At 73.5% G+C, this 15553-nt stretch carries 16 protein-coding genes; 12 read left to right on the forward strand and 4 right to left on the reverse strand.

The window, feature by feature from the left end; genetic code table 11:
• Nucleotides 1-13: 13 nt before the first annotated feature.
• Nucleotides 14-922 (reverse strand): LysR family transcriptional regulator, encoded by a 909-nt coding sequence (locus IH45_RS0112310; protein WP_030665992.1) that lies wholly within the window; start codon nucleotides 920-922, stop codon nucleotides 14-16.
• Between the two features lie 73 nt (nucleotides 923-995).
• On the opposite strand from IH45_RS0112310, the gene IH45_RS0112315 reads away from it, so the two are divergent.
• The gene (locus IH45_RS0112315; protein WP_078897487.1) at nucleotides 996-1946 is read left to right on the forward strand and encodes an EamA family transporter; all 951 of its coding nucleotides are present in this window, start codon (nucleotides 996-998) and stop codon (nucleotides 1944-1946) included.
• A gap of 38 nt (nucleotides 1947-1984) precedes the next feature.
• Here IH45_RS0112315 and IH45_RS0112320 read toward each other — a convergent pair whose 3' ends face one another.
• Nucleotides 1985-3880, reverse strand: a complete 1896-nt coding sequence (locus tag IH45_RS0112320) for a sigma-54-dependent Fis family transcriptional regulator (RefSeq protein ID WP_158813057.1) — start codon at nucleotides 3878-3880, stop codon at nucleotides 1985-1987.
• A 278-nt stretch (nucleotides 3881-4158) separates the two neighbouring features.
• On the opposite strand from IH45_RS0112320, the gene IH45_RS0112325 reads away from it, so the two are divergent.
• A complete protein-coding gene (locus tag IH45_RS0112325) occupies nucleotides 4159-4494 on the forward strand; it encodes a hypothetical protein (RefSeq protein ID WP_030666002.1) in 336 nt (111 codons plus the stop codon).
• A gap of 48 nt (nucleotides 4495-4542) precedes the next feature.
• Here IH45_RS0112325 and IH45_RS1000000149270 read toward each other — a convergent pair whose 3' ends face one another.
• The gene (locus tag IH45_RS1000000149270; RefSeq protein ID WP_199810658.1) at nucleotides 4543-4701 is read right to left on the reverse strand and encodes a hypothetical protein; all 159 of its coding nucleotides are present in this window, start codon (nucleotides 4699-4701) and stop codon (nucleotides 4543-4545) included.
• A 101-nt stretch (nucleotides 4702-4802) separates the two neighbouring features.
• Nucleotides 4803-5030, reverse strand: coding sequence for a DUF5133 domain-containing protein (locus tag IH45_RS0112335; RefSeq protein ID WP_003981461.1), 228 nt, complete (start codon nucleotides 5028-5030; stop codon nucleotides 4803-4805).
• Nucleotides 5031-5268: 238 nt separating this feature from the next.
• Here IH45_RS0112335 and IH45_RS0112340 point away from each other — a divergent pair, with 238 nt between their 5' ends.
• The 10 genes from IH45_RS0112340 to IH45_RS0112390 all read left to right on the forward strand — a co-directional run bounded on the left by IH45_RS0112340 (nucleotide 5269) and on the right by IH45_RS0112390 (nucleotide 15509).
• The gene (locus tag IH45_RS0112340) at nucleotides 5269-6063 is read left to right on the forward strand and encodes an SDR family NAD(P)-dependent oxidoreductase (RefSeq protein ID WP_030666005.1); all 795 of its coding nucleotides are present in this window, start codon (nucleotides 5269-5271) and stop codon (nucleotides 6061-6063) included.
• A 128-nt stretch (nucleotides 6064-6191) separates the two neighbouring features.
• Nucleotides 6192-7514 (forward strand): erythromycin esterase family protein, encoded by a 1323-nt coding sequence (locus IH45_RS0112345; protein WP_078897488.1) that lies wholly within the window; start codon nucleotides 6192-6194, stop codon nucleotides 7512-7514.
• Nucleotides 7515-7626: 112 nt separating this feature from the next.
• Complete coding sequence (locus tag IH45_RS1000000149850; RefSeq protein ID WP_234440517.1) at nucleotides 7627-8892, forward strand: XRE family transcriptional regulator; 1266 nt, start codon at nucleotides 7627-7629, stop codon at nucleotides 8890-8892.
• Nucleotides 8893-9195: 303 nt separating this feature from the next.
• Entirely contained in the window at nucleotides 9196-9957 is a 762-nt protein-coding gene (locus IH45_RS0112360) for a DeoR/GlpR family DNA-binding transcription regulator (RefSeq protein ID WP_030666009.1), read from the forward strand.
• 179 nt (nucleotides 9958-10136) lie between these two features.
• Nucleotides 10137-11546, forward strand: a complete 1410-nt coding sequence (locus IH45_RS0112365) for an ABC transporter substrate-binding protein (protein WP_050514776.1) — start codon at nucleotides 10137-10139, stop codon at nucleotides 11544-11546.
• Nucleotide 11547: 1 nt separating this feature from the next.
• Nucleotides 11548-12525 carry a carbohydrate ABC transporter permease gene (locus IH45_RS0112370; protein WP_078897489.1) on the forward strand — a complete coding sequence of 326 codons (978 nt, stop codon included), beginning with the start codon at nucleotides 11548-11550 and terminating at the stop codon, nucleotides 12523-12525.
• Nucleotides 12522-13388: a carbohydrate ABC transporter permease gene (locus IH45_RS0112375; protein WP_030666018.1), complete on the forward strand. Its 867-nt coding sequence runs from the start codon at nucleotides 12522-12524 to the stop codon at nucleotides 13386-13388. The genes IH45_RS0112370 and IH45_RS0112375 overlap by 4 nt, the downstream gene beginning before the upstream one ends.
• On the forward strand, nucleotides 13385-14377 hold the full coding sequence (locus IH45_RS0112380; protein WP_030666021.1) for a zinc-dependent alcohol dehydrogenase family protein: 993 nt from the start codon (nucleotides 13385-13387) through the stop codon (nucleotides 14375-14377). Before IH45_RS0112375 ends, IH45_RS0112380 begins: the two co-directional genes overlap by 4 nt.
• Nucleotides 14378-14476: 99 nt before the next feature.
• Nucleotides 14477-15157 (forward strand): alpha/beta hydrolase, encoded by a 681-nt coding sequence (locus IH45_RS0112385; protein WP_030666025.1) that lies wholly within the window; start codon nucleotides 14477-14479, stop codon nucleotides 15155-15157.
• 157 nt (nucleotides 15158-15314) lie between these two features.
• On the forward strand, nucleotides 15315-15509 hold the full coding sequence (locus IH45_RS0112390; protein WP_158813059.1) for an SRPBCC family protein: 195 nt from the start codon (nucleotides 15315-15317) through the stop codon (nucleotides 15507-15509).
• Nucleotides 15510-15553 lie beyond the last annotated feature (44 nt).

Genomic DNA, 15553 nt, shown 5'->3' on the forward strand with positions numbered 1-15553 from the left:
TGAGGTGTTCGGGTCAGCCGGTCGGCACGAGGGCGGCGCGGGCCCGCAGGGCCGCCAGGCCTCGGGCGATGGTCTCCTGCGCGTGACTGCCCCGGCGTACGCAGGTCAGGACGCGACGCAGCGGCCGGGGGTCACCGTGCACGGGCACCCGCACCACCCCCGCGTGCGCCGCGCAGGACACCAGGCGGGGGACGAGGCAGACGCCCAGACCGTGGGCGACCATGTCGAGGACGGCATGCCAGGCGTCGGCGTGGTGCGTCATCCTGGGCGCGAAGCCCGCCGCCGTGCACAGCGCACGGGCCAGGTGGTTCTGGTCGTGGTGGGCGGAGATCCAGTCCTCCCCCGCGGCGTCGGCCAGTTCGACGTGGCCGCGCCCGGCGAGGGGGTGCCCGGACGGGACCGCGAGGTCCTGCGCCTCGTCGAGCAGCGGCTGCTGGTCGAACCGGGCGTCGTCCTGCGGCGGGCTGCCGGACAGCGGGGTCACCACGGCGATGTCGAGCTCCCCGGACAGGAGTTGGCGGTAGCACCGGTCCGTGTCGGTCTCGGTGAGCAGCGCCCGGACCGGGCGGGGAGCACACAGCAGTTCCTGTGCGGCGGGGGCCAGCAGGGGCCCGATGCTGGTCGCGAACCCGCCCACGCGCAGGGTGCGGTACGGGCTGGTGTCGTGCCGGCCGAGGTCCGCGCGGATCCGCTCCCACTGCGCGGTCAGCGCGTCGGCGTGGCCGAGCAGTACGTGACCGGCGTCGGTGAGGCGCAGCCGGCGGCCGTCCCGTTCCAGGAGGACCGCGCCCGTCTGCCGGGAGAGCTGGCGCAGTTGTTGGGAGACCGCGGACGGCGACAGGTTCAGGGCCCGCGCCGCGGCCGTCACCGTTCCCTGGGCGCGCAGCACGCGCAGCGTCTGGAGAAGCCGCAGGTCGATCATGCGTCGATTCAACACGATGCCGTACGGAAATCTGCGATGGACCCGCACGGTTGCCGGACGCAGGCTGGAGCGCATGGTGTTACAGCGAAGCGGTGCCGGGACGGGTGAGCCGCGCGTACCGGCGAAGTCGGGTGGTGGCGCCGGGCCGGGCACGGCGACCGCACGGCCATTGCGGCCGGGCCCGCCCGCGCCGGTGTTCGTCCTGGGCAGCGTCGTGAGCGTGCAGCTCGGCCAGGCCCTCGGCAAGGGGCTGATCGGTGCCGTCGGCGGCCCGTGGGGCGTGGTGGCGCTGCGGCTGGCCCTCGCCGCCGCGGTCCTCCTGCTGTGGTGGCGGCCCGGCCTGCCGCCCGCCCGCGGGGACCGGCTGCTGGTCCTCGCCTTCGGTACGTCGATCGCCGGGATGAACCTGGTCTATCCGGCGATGGCGTACCTGCCGCTGGGGGTCGCCGTGACCTTGCAACTGCTGGGGCCCCTGACGATCGCGCTCGGGTCCGTACGGCGGTGGCGCGATGCCCTGTGGGGCGTGCTGGCGGTGGCCGGTATCCTGCTCTTCGCCGCGCCGGGGGCCACCGGTTCCCTGCCCGCGGCCGGTCTGGCCTTCGCACTGGCGTCCGCGGCGGCCATGGGGAGCTATCTCCTGCTGAGCAGGCGGGTGGGCGCCCGCTTGCGCGGTGGCGGGCCGCTGGCGCTCGCGGTGGCGTGGGCGGCCGTGCTCACCGTTCCGTACGGCCTGGTGGAAAGTGGCGGGGCGCGGCTGGTCCAGCCCCCGACGCTCGCCGTGGCTCTGGGCGTCGCGGCCCTCTCGGCGGTGGTGCCCTACTCCCTGGAACTCACGGCGCTGCGCCGGCTGCCGGTGCGGGTGGTGGGCGTGCTGCAGAGCCTGGAGCCGGTCGTGGCAGGCCTGGCCGGGCTGCTGATCCTGCGGGAGTGGCTGACGGCGGCGCAGTGGACGGCGATCGGGTGCATCGCCGCCGCGTCGGCGGGTGTGATCGCCACCGGGCGGCGTCCGCCGGAGGAGCAGTGAACGGCGCGCCACCCGATGGAAGTTGACGAGCCCGCTCCTCACCGGGCCCTCGCCGGCGCCACCGTGACACCGTAGAGCCGGATCTTGCGGTAGACGGTGGCGCGCGAGATGCCCAACTGCCGGGCCGCCGCCTCGCGGTTGCCCGCGGTGTCGTGCAGGGCGCGGACGATCGCGTCGCGTTCGGCGGCTTCCCAGGGTGTGAGGGTGCGGCGGCAGGAGCTGTGGCACTCCGGTGCGAGGTCGTGCGGCTGGAGGTCTGCCTGGCGGCGCCCGCGCGCCGCCTGCTGGAGCACCCGGCTCAGGTGCCGTACGTTGCCGGGCCAGTCGAAGCGGGTGAGGACCTGGAGCGCGGCCGGGGTGCAGCACACGGTGCCGCCGCGGCCGTGCCGGGCCAGCAGCGCGGGGACGAGGTCGCGGATGTCCTCGGGGCGGTAGCGCAGCGGCGCCACCGCCACCGTGCACGGGAAGACGGCACTGTCCAGCGCCGGAGGCACCGGGCCCGACGGCGGGGCCGGGCCCGGTCCGGCAACGGTGTAGAGGCCGACCACCCACGGGCCGGCGCCCCGGTTGCGGCGGGCCCCGGCGAGCAGCGCCTCCAACCGGTGCATCAGCTCCCGGCCGGCCAGTTCCAGGTGCTGGAGCACCACCGTGCCGTCCTCGTCGCGCAGGGCTTCCTCGGTACGGGCCAGCACGTGCGGGGTGCGCCGGCCCGTGGCCAGGTCCAGGACGCGCAGCGCGGATCCGGGCCGTACCCAGTGGTGGGCCGCGCGCACCAGCGCCAGTTTGCCGACGCCCGCCTCGCCCACCACCCGGGTGGGCAGCCGCTGCCGGCAGGCGGAGGTGACGTCCCGGCTCGCGGAACGCCAGGACGGCGAGCCGCCGGCCAGGCCCGGCAGCAGCGCCGGGAGCGCCGCCAAGGACCGGTGTGCCGGGGCCGGCGGGGCGGGCGTCCGTCCCTGCGCGGCGGTCGCGGTACGGGCCTCCGGCATCGTCACACCGGCCAGGCAGCCGATCGGCCGGTCCGGCGGGCCGATCAGGGTGCAGCGCGCCCGTACGTCGGGACCGGAGGCCAGCCGCAGCGACGCCTCTACGCGCTGCCGTCGGTTGTGCGGCGGCGCGGCCAGCAGGTCGGCGGCCAGCGCGCCCAACTGGCGCAGGTCCTGCGGCTCCAGGAGGCTGACCGCGTCCGCGTTGGCCGTACGCAGGGTGGGGGTCACGAGGACCACCGGGCCGCTGGTGCGGCGGCCGGCGGCGAGGAAGGCGTCCAGGGCCGCGCGCTCCCTGCCGGAGTAGCGGTCGAGCAGCCGCTCCTCGATGTCGGCGGCGGCCTGCCGTACCACCGCGGCCATCAGCGGCGAGGCGTCCTGCCGCAGACAGGTCAGGTTGACCACGCCTTCCTGGCGCCCGGTGAGCGGGTTGCGTACGGGGATGCCGGCGCACGCGGCGCGCTGGAGCGGTTCGGCGAAGTGCTCGGGGCCGAAGACGGTGCACAGGCGCCGTTCGGCCAGCGCGGTGCCGATCCCGTTGGTGCCGACGGCCTCTTCGGCGTAGCTGAAGCCCGGCGCCAGGTGCACCCGGTCCATCAGGCGGACCACGGCGGGGTCGCCGCCCCGGCGGGTCAGGACGCGGGCCGCGGCATCGGCGAGGACCACACCGGCCGTGCAGTCGGCGAGGAGTTCCTCGACACGGTCGAGGACGGGTGCCGCCGCGGCGAGCAGGCGGCCGTCCCAGTCGATGTGCTGCTCCAGGTACGGGACGTGCAGCCGTTCGGCATCAACGGCGTGGCGGCGGCTGCGTTCCCAGGAGGAGAGGATGCGGTCCCTGGCCTGCGGGTGCGGAACGCCGGGCGCGGCGGCGACCGTGGTGCGTCTCTGTGCTCCGCGCGCCGCGGCGGTGTCCCGGGCACCGCTGAGCATCCGCTCGCGTGCCCGCATGACCGTCCGTTCGGAAGCATCCCGGAAATCCATGGTTGCAGACATGCCCCGGGGGCCCGGACCGCGATCCCCGCCGCCGCACCCAATCGCGGCGCGACGCGCGCGGCACCGTCCCGGCCGGGCCGAAGGGCCGCCCAGCACGGGCCGGTCGGCTCCGTACCGTCTCAGAGTGAGACGGTACGGCCACCGGGGGCGTGCTGTACTTCTGAGCGCGGCCCGGCGACTCCGGGCGCCGTACGACGACCGCACCTGCACCCCACCCCGCGCAAGGACCGCCCATGCCGCCCAGGACGCAGGAGCCGACCGTGACGCTGTGCTGGAACGGACGTCCGGTCACCCTCGACACGAGCCGGCCCCTCGACCAGTACGCCCTCAAGCTCACCGAAGCGAACCGGTCCGCGCTCACCGAGCTGTTCGCCTCGCTGGACATACTGGAGAACCTGATCGGCCAGATCCGGGACTCCGCGCACGACACGGTGGCCGGCGCCAACATCTGTCTCGCCCAGTCCCTGCACCGCGTGCAGACCAGCCTGGCGACCGTGGAGGCGCTGGGCGATCTGTCCCGCCATCTGCTGCCCCGGCTCACACCGCCGCAGGACGGCGGCCGCGGCTGAGCCGGGCCCGCTCCGGGCGGGCGGGCCCGCTGTGCGGCGTACGGCCCGTCAGTCCCGGCCGGCGCGCAGCTCGCTCCAGTCCAGCAGCTCGTTGGCCTCGCGTTCGGTCTCCTTGGCCACCTGGCGGACCTGGGCCAGGACGTCGCCGTGCTTCTCGATGAGACTGTCGTAGATCGGCGGTCCTGCGGGCAGGCGGGCAGCGGTCATGTGGGGTCAGTCCTCGAACGGTTCAGCCACACCGGCCCTCGCCCGCGGCGAGGGAGGATGCGGGATCTACAACGACGCCGGAACGCCGGGCGGACGGCGCCTCAGACGGCGAGGAGGGAATCCTCCCGCACGCCCGTGCCGGGCAGTCGGTGCCTGGCCGCGACCAGTGCCGCATCAACGTCCTTCGTTCCGGTGGAAATACACAGCGAGTAGGCGAGATCGTCCATCCGCCGCCGCAGCTCAGGACTGCCGTCCTGGGCACGCAGCACCCGCAGTGTCTCGTACTGGTCGACGAGGTTACCCAACACCACCGGGTGCGCCAACAACATCTTTTTCTCCTTCCGTCACACTTCGTCACACCTGTGTCTTGGCTCACGGCAGTGGCTACCCGCCTCTTAGGCCCCCATGCCCACGGCGAAGGAGATACATCACACGTCTCACAGCTCACGCTGTGTCCCGCGCGCCCCGCACACCGGACGTGCCGCCTCCGCGATGCTGGCAGCGCACGTACCCCACAGCGCAGCCGCGGTGCGGCTACCGCGCATCCGCGGTGAAGGGAGCACGGACATGCACATCGACCTCTCCGGCCGGACGGCCGTGGTGACCGGTTCGTCCCAGGGCATCGGCCACGCCATCGCCACCGGCCTCGCCCGGGCGGGTGCAGGCGTCGTGCTCACGGGGCGCGACGCGGGGCGGCTCGACACGGCCGCCGGGCAGCTGCGGGAGGCGGTGCCCGGCGCGGAGGTCCGCGGCGTCACCGCCGACCTCGCCACCGAGAGCGGCGCCCAGGACCTCCTGTCGGCCGTGCCGCACACCGACATCCTGGTGAACAACCTCGGCATCTTCGGCTCGCGTCCGGCCCTGGAGATCACGGACGCGGAGTGGCGCACCTACTTCGAGACCAATGTGCTCAGCGCCGTCCGGCTGATCCGGCAGTACCTGCCGGGGATGAAGGGGCGCGGCTGGGGGCGCGTACAGAACATCGCCAGTGACTCCGCGGTCGTGGTGCCCGCCGAGATGATCCATTACGGCATGTCGAAGACCTCGCTGCTGGCCGTCTCGCGGGGTTTCGCCAAGGAGGCCGCCGGTACGGGCGTCACCGTCAACTCGGTGATCGCCGGGCCGACGCACACCGGCGGCGTCGAGGACTTCGTATATCAGTTGGTCGACCGTGCGCTGCCGTGGGACGCTGCGCAGCGCGAATTCATGCGCCTGCACCGGCCGCAGTCGCTGCTGCAACGCCTCATCGAGCCCGAGGAGATCGCCAACATGGTCGTGTACCTCAGCTCGCCGCAGGCGTCGGCGACCACGGGCGGCGCGCTGCGCGTCGACGGCGGATACGTGGACGCGATCCTGCCCTGAGCCCGTCGCCGCCGCACGGCCCCCGGGCCCGGCGCTCCGCTCCCCCGCCGCCGAATCCGTATGCCGTCCGCCGGTCCCCACCGGTTTTCCCCCGCCCGCGAGAACCCGCGAGAAAGTGAGCATCCGGCATGCCCGAGAGAAGTCACGACCGAAGCCGGACCGGGAGCCGGGAGCCGGACCCCGTCGGTGGGAGCCCGTTCACCGGCCGGCTGAAGGAACGGGCCGCCGTGCTCGGCACCCTCGATCCCGGCGCCCCGCTGGACGACCTGGAACCGCTGCGGGAGCTGATCGGCGACGCCCGTGTCGTCGCGCTCGGCGAGAATTCCCATTTCATCCGGGAATTCGGGCTGGCCCGCGAACGTGTGCTGCGTTTCCTCGTCCAGCGGTGCGGATTCACCGCCCTGGCCTTCGAGTTCGGGTTCAGCGAGGGCGTCGCGCTGGACGCGTGGGTCCAAGGGGCCGGTACCGAGGAGGACTTCGACCGGCAGACCGGGGCCGCCATTCCGATCGGGCTCTCCGGCCCGTTGCACTGGCTGCGCCGCTACAACCGGACGGCCACGCTTCCCGTACGGTTCGCCGGTGTCGACGTGCCCGAGGCCGGGGGCTCGCTGCTCCCGGCCCTGGCGCCGGTGGCCGAGTACCTTCGCGAGGTCGATCCGGACGGCCTGCCGCTGGTCCAGGACGCCATGAAGACCGCCGAACGGTTCGCGGGCGCGTCCATGGCGCTCGCCGCGCCCGCCTGGTCCCGGCTGGACCCCGCCGAACAGGACCACCTGACGGCGCTGCTGACGCGGCTGCGCACCCGGCTGCGGGCCATGGAGCCGCTGTACGTCGAGCGCGGCGGCCGGGGGGAGTACGACGTCGCGCTGCACCGGGCCGAGGCGGCCTGCCACACCGACCACCAGTTCCGCGCCATGGCGGAGCTGTACGCCGGGCGCGGCGCGGTGGCCGACGCCTCGTCGCGCGAGGTGTTCATGGCCGACTCGGTGCGCTGGCTGCTGGACCGCACCCCGCCGGGCACGCGCGTCGTGCTGCCCGCGCACAACGCCCACATCCAGCGGACACCGGTCTTCTTCGACAGCCGTCTCACATCGCTTCCCATGGGCCACCACCTGCACCACACGCTGGGCGACGACTACTTCGCCCTCGCCATGACCAGCGTCGGCGGCCATACCGCCGAGATGCGCCTCGACGAGCACACCGCCTTCGGCTTCCGGGTCGAGGACACCCCGCTGGACGCGCCCGAGCCCGGCAGCCTAGAAGCCGCGATCGCGGACGCGGGGCTGGGGTCCGGCATCGCGCTCGCCGGGCTGCGCGGGCACGGCGCGGCGGCGAGCGGCCCCGACCGTATCCGTATGCACAGCGGCTACCTGCACACACCCGTGCTCGACGCCTTCGACGGCGTCCTGAGCGTCCCGGCCTCCACCGTCACCGACGACCTCGGGTTCTGACCGCCACGGGGGCCGCCCGGTTCCGGTCCGCCCGATGCCGGGACAGCGGCCGACGGGAACGGCACAGTGGAAGCCTGGACTTTCGCACGGGCCGTCGGGGAGTGAGGCCGCCATGACGTACCGGCTGATACTGACACGCGAGGCACGGAGCCGGCTGAACGGCCTGCGCCGTGACGATCCCCGGGCGGCCCGGCTCGCCGGTGAGGCGGTCACCGCGCTGCTGGCCGAGGGCCTGCGGCTGGGGCCGCCCCTGGTGGTTCCGGTGGGTGCCGCGCTGCGGGCGGGCGAGCCGCGGGAGGCGCTGGACTACTGGTACGGGCGCCAGCTCGCGCTGCTGGTGAAGATCCGGCGGGCGGTGGCCGACGTGAAGGTGTCGCGGCGGCAGCTGGACCGGCAGATCAGCGAACTCGGGCGGCAGGCCAGGCGGCTGGCCGAGCTGGGGTCGCAGGCCGCCGGTTCGGGCCGCGACGACCTCGCCGAGGAAGCGGAGGAGCGGCGTACGACCGTACGGCAGCGGCAGGCGCTGCTCGGCGAGTCGTCCGCCGGTGTCCGCGAGCGGGAGGCCGACCTCGTCGGGATCAGCCGGCGGGTGCAGAACCAGGTCGATCTCTTCCTCTCCCGCAGGGCGGGCGTGGAAGCGGTCCAGCAGGCCGGGCGTGCCCAGCAGGACGTCCATGACGCGCTGAGCGAGCCGGACGGGACATCCGGCGCGGGCGAGGCTGTCCGCGCCGCCGCGGACAGCACGGTCGCCACGGCGCGCACCGAAGCCCGCGACATGGCCGACGGGGCGGAGCGGCTGGAGCACGAGGTGCGGGCGCCGCTGGGCGTACGGCCGTCGGCGACGGAGCTGTACGAACTGCGGCTGGCCGCGCTGGCCGGCCGGGACCTGCGGGTGCTGTGCACGGTCGAGGCCACGGCGGCCGGGTCGGGGGCCGGAGCCGTCGTCCTGCTCGCGGTGGACGCGGACCGCGCGCAGTGGTGGGAGTGGTACGAGCACGCCCTGCCCCTCGCCCGGGAACGCCTCGCCAGGAGGGAGCGGCGGGGCCGGGAGCCCGGAGCGGAGGACGCGGAGTTCGCAGGAGACAGGGACTCTTTCCGCCGCTGGTATCCCGGGACCGAGGAGGAGCGGCACAGCGGCGCCGCCCTGTTGGTGGCCCGCAACCGGGGACAGTGGCTGGCTTCGGTACGCCGCCGACGGGGCCTGACGCAGCGTCAGCTCGCCGGGCTGATGGGCGTGACCGTCGCCCGTGTGGAGGCGCTGGAGCAGGCCGAGCCCGGAGCCGTCGAGGTCCGTGCGCTCGCCGCCTATGTGACAGCCCTCAGCGGCCGGCTGGAGGTCATCGCGGACTTCGACACCGAGCGGCTGATGCTGGGCTGAGCCCCGGGCCGCCGCCGGGTCCGGTCCGTCCGTCATGCGTCGGATTCAGGCCGTACGCCGGCCACCGGGCCCGGGGCCCGCGTACCGGTGAACGGGCCCGCCGGGGAGGCGAACGGGCCGGGCCGCCGCGCCCCGGCCCGGAAGCACGGCGCCACGAGCGGGCGGAAACGGGCGGGTTTTCTGCCGCTACGGGCATCGGAACGCGCCCGGCCGCTTGCTATAAACCTGGTGCCGGGCGGAAACGGGCAGGACGATGACCGAACGGAACGCCGTGGAACCGAGGGAACCGAGCAGGAGTGCGCCGTGAGAGCCGAGGAACGCCAGCACCGCATCCTCGTGCTGGCCCGCCAGGCCGGCCGGGTGGACGTCACGGACGTGGCCGGTGAGTTCGGGGTGGCGCGCGAGACCGTACGGCGCGACCTGAGCGAACTGGAGCGGCGCGGCCTGGTCCGGCGTACGCACGGGGCCGCGTACCCGGTGGAGAGCGCCGGTTTCGAGACGACGCTGGCCCGGCGCGAGACCCAGCACGTGGCGGAGAAGCGGCGGATCGCGGCGGCGGCCGTCCAGCTCGTCGGCGAGGCCGAGACGGTGTTCGTCGACGAGGGCTACACCCCGGAACTGGTGGCGATGCTGCTGCCTACGGACCGGCAGCTGACCGTGGTGACCTCCTCGCTGCGCACCGCGTCGCTGGTCTCCGCGTCCGACGCGGTCACCGTGCTGCTGCTCGGCGGGCGGGTGCGCTCCGGCACCCAGGCCGCGGTGGGGTCCTGGGCCCGGGACATGCTCGCCGGCTTCGTCATCGACCTGGCGTTCCTCGGGGCCAACGGGATCTCCCGGGAGCACGGCCTGACCACCCCCGACCCGACCGTCGCCGAGGTCAAGGCGCAGGCGGTGCGCTCGTCGCGGCGGCGGGTGCTGATCGGGGTGCACAGCAAGTTCGGCGCGAGCAGCTTCTGCCGGTTCGCCGCCGTACGCGAGATGGACACGATCGTCACGGACACCGGCCTGTCCGCTTCGGAGGCCCACCGGTACACGCTGCTGGGGCCGCAGGTGCTCCGGGCCTGACGAGGACGCGTACCCGAGTCGAATCCACGCCCGGACGGGCGTGACCCCACCACGGCGGGACCACCCGCAGGACCGGGCCGCACGAGAGCCGGCGTGCGGGCCCGCGGTCCGCCGTGCCCGCGACCGCGCCCGGCGGGTCGCCCCGGCCGGTGAGTTTCCCAGCAGAGAGGTGTTGAGCCGTGCGAGCACGATCCCCCGGACGGACCGTTCGCGGCGAGCGGTCCGCCGTACGTCCCAGGCGCCGCGGCCCGCTCGGGCTCGCGGCGGCCGCCGTCGCCGTCGCGCTGACCCTCGGCGGCTGCTACCGCGGCGCCGGCAACCTCGGCAACGAGGGGCGGGACACCATCAACGTCCTGATGGTGAACAACCCGCAGATGATGGACCTGCAACGGCTGACCGCCGAGCACTTCACGCGGCAGACCGGCATCAAGGTCAACTACACCGTGCTGCCCGAGGACGACCTGCGCGACAAGATGAGCCAGGACTTCTCCAGCCAGGCCGGCCAGTACGACGTGGCCAGCCTCAGCAACTACGAGACCCCGATCTACGCCCGCAACGGCTGGCTGAGCCCGCTCGGCGAACGCGCCGCGCGGGACACCGCCTTCGACCAGGCGGATCTGCTCGCCCCCGTGCGCAAGTCGCTGACCGCGGCCGACGGGAAGGTCTATGCCCAGCCGTTCTACGGGGAGTCGTCGTTCCTGATGTACCGCAAGGACGTGCTGCGGGAGGCGGGGCTGATGATGCCCGCGAACCCCACCTGGCGCCAGGTGGCGGCGCTCGCGGCGAAGCTCGACGGCGCCCGGCCCGGCATGAAGGGCATCTGCCTGCGCGGCCAGCCCGGCTGGGGACAGCTCGCGGCGCCGCTGACCTCGGTGGTGAACACCTTCGGCGGCACGTGGTTCACCAAGGACTGGCAGGCCCGGGTCGACAGCCCGGAGTTCACCGCCGCCACCCGCTTCTACGTCGATCTGCTGCGCGCGCACGGGGAGGCGGGCGCCCCGCAGGCCGGGTACACCGAGTGCCTGAACGACATGCAGCAGGGCAAGGTCGCCATGTGGTACGACGCGACCGCCGGCGCCGGCTCGCTGGAGAGCGCCGACTCCAAGGTCGCCGGCAAGGTCGGCTACGTGCCCGCGCCGGTCGAGCGGACCGCGAGTTCGGGCTGGCTCTACACCTGGGCGTGGGGCGTGCAGAAGGCGAGCACCCACCAGGACGCCGCCTGGAAGTTCATCTCCTGGGCGTCCGGCAAGGGCTACGAGCGGCTGGTGGGCGAGCGGCTGGGCTGGTCGAAGGTACCGGCCGGGAAACGCGCCTCCACCTACCGCGACCCCGACTACCTGCGGCAGTCCGGGGCGTTCGCCGCGGCGACGAAGAACGCGATCACCTCGGCGCGCCCCGACGACCCCGGGGTGCAGCCGCGGCCCGCGCCCGGCATCCAGTTCGTCGGCATCCCCGAGTTCTCCGATCTGGGCACCAAGGTCTCGCACGAGGTCAGTTCGGCGATCGCCGGACGGCAGAGCGTGCCCGAGGCCCTCGGCAAGAGCCAGCGGCTGGCGGAGGAGGTGGCCCGTGCCTACGCGAAGCGTTGAGATGCGGGGCGAGCGGGACGGTCTGGACGGGGCGCGGGAATCCGGCACCACCGCCGTCCGGCCGCGCGGCGGCCCCCGTACGGTCGGCCGCGCGGCCGCCTGGGCACGCCGCGCACCGCTGCTGCCCGCCCTGGTCTTCCTGATCGTGGTGACCCAGCTGCCCTTCGTGGCGACCGTGGTCATCTCCTTCGTCCGGTGGAACGCGCTGGCCCCCGAGAACCGGGGCTTCGCGGCGTTCGACAACTACAAGGCCGTCTTCACCGACCCCGCGATGCGCTCCGCGATCTGGACGACGGTCCTGCTGACCGTGACCGTCGTGCTGGTCAGCCTGGTGCTGGGGCTGGGCCTCGCCCTGCTGCTGGACCGGAGGTTCAAGGGTCGCGGCATCGTCCGTACGATGCTGATCACCCCGTTCCTGGTCGTGCCGGTCGCCGCCGCGCTGCTGTGGAAGCACGCGCTGTACAACGCCTCGTACGGGCTGATCAACGGATCGCTGACCTGGATATGGAAGCTGTTCGGCAGTGCGGATCCGCCGCAGCCCGACTGGATGACCGCCGCCCCGCTGGCGTCGGTCGAGGTGGCGCTGATCTGGCAGTGGACGCCGTTCATGATGTTGATCCTGCTGGCCGGGCTGCAGAGCCGGCCCGCCGACGCGGTCGAGGCGGCACGGATGGACGGCGCGTCCGCCTGGGACGTGTTCCGCTACCTCACCCTCCCCCACCTGCGCCGCTATCTGGAACTGGCCGCGCTGCTCGGCACGATCTACGTGGTGCAGAACTTCGACGCGGTGTTCACGATCACCTCGGGCGGCCTGGGCACCGGCAACCTCCCGTACACCATCTACCAGACCTTCTACCAGGCGCACGACTACGGACGGGCCTCCGCGCAGGGCGTCGTGGTCGTGGTCTGCTCCCTGCTGGTGGCGGCCTTCGCGCTGCGTACCGTCTCGTCCCTGCTCCGTGAGGAGGTCACCCGATGAGCGCAACCACGGTACGGGCCGCCGCCCCCGCCGAACGGCGTCGCCGGCGCACCGGGAGCCTGCTGGGCCTGGCCGCCTGGCTCTGCGGCATCGCCTTCTTCCTGCCGGTGGCGTGGATGGTGCTCACCTCCTTCCACAGCGAGGCGGACGCGGCCACCAACCCGCCGAGCGTCGGCGCCGGACTGACGCTGCACGGCTACCGCGAGTTCTTCGGCGCGGGCACCGGCGTCAGCCCCTGGCCGCCGCTGATCAACTCGCTGACGGCCTCGGTGGCGTCCACGCTGCTGGTGCTGGCGCTGGCCGTACCGGCGGCGTACGCGCTGTCCATCAAGCCGGTGCGCAAGTGGAGCGATGTGCTCTTCTTCTTCCTGTCCACCAAGATGCTGCCGCTGGTGGCGGGACTGCTGCCGGTCTACCTCATCGCCCAGAACACGCGCATGCTGGACAACATCTGGCTGCTCGTCATCCTCTACACCTCGATGAACCTGCCGATCGCGGTGTGGATGATGCGCTCCTTCCTGGCCGAGGTGCCGGTGGAGATCCTGGAGGCGGCGTCCATCGACGGCGCCGGGCTGCCGACGACGCTGGTGCGCATCGTCGCGCCGGTCGCCCTGCCCGGCATCGCGGCCACCGCGCTGATCTCCTTCATCTTCAGCTGGAACGAGCTGCTGTTCGCCCGGGTGCTCACCGGCATCGTCGCCGGTACCTCCCCGGTCTTCCTGACCGGGTTCGTGACCAGCCAGGGCCTGTTCCTGGCCAAGGTGTGCGCCGCCGCCACCGTCATCTCCCTCCCGGTGCTCGCCGCCGGGTTCGCCGCCCAGGACAAGCTCGTCCAGGGCCTTTCCCTAGGAGCCGTGAAATGAAGGCCGCAGTGATCAGCGCCCCGGGCCGTGTCGAGGTCACCACCGTCGACGATCCGGCGCCCGGGCCCCGCGAGGTCGTCGTGGACGTGGCGGGCTGCGGGCTGTGCGGCACCGACCTGCACATCCTCCAGGGCGAGTTCGCGCCGACACTGCCCGTCGTGCCCGGCCACGAGTTCGCCGGGACGGTCGTCGCCACCGGCGCCGAGGTCACCGGGCTGGCCGAGGGCGACCGGGTCGCCGTCGATCCGTCCCTGTACTGCCACGAGTGCCACTACTGCCGCATCGGGCGCAACAACCTGTGCGAGCGGTGGGCCGCCATCGGCGTGACGACGGCGGGCGGCGCCGCGGAGTTCGCCGTGGCGCCCGCCGCGAACTGCGTGCGGCTGCCCGAGCACGTACGGACCGAGGACGCGGCCCTCATCGAGCCGCTGTCCTGCGCCGTGCGGGGCTACGACATCCTGCGCTCCCAGCAGCTCGGCACCCATGTGCTGATCTACGGCTCCGGGACGATGGGGCTGATGATGCTGGAGCTGGCCAAGCGCACCGGCGCGGCGAGCGTCGACGTGCTCGACGTCAACCCGCAACGCTTGGCTGCCGCACGGCAGTTGGGCTGTAGCAACGCGGCGGCGTCCGCCGACGAGCTGGACCGGCCGCGCGGCTGGGAGGTGGTCATCGACGCGACCGGCAACGAGCGCGCCATCCAGGACGGGCTGGGCCGCGTCGGCAAGGGCGGTACGTTCCTCCAGTTCGGCGTCTCCGACTACGCGGCGCGCGCCACGATCGAGCCGTACCGGATCTACAACCAGGAGATCACCATCACCGGCTCGATGGCCGTGCTGCACAGCTACGAGCGGGCCGCGGAGCTGTTCGCCGCGGGCGTCCTGGACCCGGAGGTCTTCATCAGCGACCGGCTGCCGCTGGACCGCTACGCGGAGGCGATGGACCGCTTCAAGGCGGGGCAGGGACGGAAGATCCAGGTCACGCCTTGATCCAAGGCCGTTGTCAGACCCCTGCGGCATGATGCGGAGGTGGGCCCGGAGAGCTGTCGGTGGCGGTCCGGGCCGTCGCGCCGGAGGGGGTTGAGGGGTATGACGGACCGGAAGAGTTACGTACTGATCCCGGGGGCCGGGGGCGCCCCCTGGCACTGGCACCGGGTGGAGGCGGAGCTGCGGCGCCACGGCCACGACGTGGTCGCTGTGGACCTGCCGAACGACGACCCGTCGGCGGGCCTGGCGGAGTACGCCGACACGGTGGTCCGGGCCGTGGGCGACCGTCCGGGCGTCGTCCTCGTCGCCCATTCGCTGGGCGGGTTCACCGCACCGCTGGTGTGCGGGCGGATACCGGTGGAGCGGATGGTACTGGTGGCGGCGATGCCGCCGGCGCCCGGCGAGTCACCGGGCGACTGGTGGGAGAACACCGGCCACAGCGCGCTGATGGCCGAGCGGGAGCGCCTGTACGGCGGCCCGCCGGACGAGAACGTGCTCTTCTACCACGACGTGCCCCCGGAGCTGGCGGCCGAGGCGGCGTCCCGGGAGCGCACGCAGTCGGGCGGCCCGTTCGGGCACCCGTGGCCGCTCGCCCACTGGCCGCGGGTGCCGACCTCGTTCCTGCTGTGCCGTGACGACCGGTTCCTGCCCGCCGAGTGGCTCCGCGATCTGGTGCGGAAGCGGCTGGGCATCGAGCCGGAGGAGATGGACGGCGGCCATCTCCCGCTCCTTAGCCGCCCCAGGGAGCTGGCGGAGGAGGTGATGCGGCTGAGCGGGGGGTGAGTGGGGGTTAACGGACCCAATCGGGGGATTGACGGCAGCTGATCGCCGTCGGTGTGCACGTCCTTCAGGGCTGCGGTGCGGGAGGTGTTGGAGCCTGGACCGATGGCGGGAACCATGGCCCTGCCGGCTCGTACGGGATGTGGACGAGAGGACGCCGATGGACAACGCGACGCTGCACCTGGAAGGCGCCCGGCCGGTGCTCCGCTTCGAGCGGGTGCTTCCGCGGCCTCCTGAGGCGGTGTGGCGGGCGCTGACGGACGGCGGGGGCGGTCGGCGGGGCGGGGGTAGGGCGTTCGAGCCGGTCCTCGGCCCGCAGGAAGGGCCGCCCGCGGGCGTCGGGCAGGAGCGGTGACCAGGCCGGTGACCGGCGTCGCGGGCGGGCGGGACGGGTGGGAG

Source organism: Streptomyces rimosus subsp. rimosus (assembly GCF_000720725.1).
Taxonomy (GTDB): Bacteria; Actinomycetota; Actinomycetes; order Streptomycetales; family Streptomycetaceae; genus Streptomyces; species Streptomyces rimosus_A.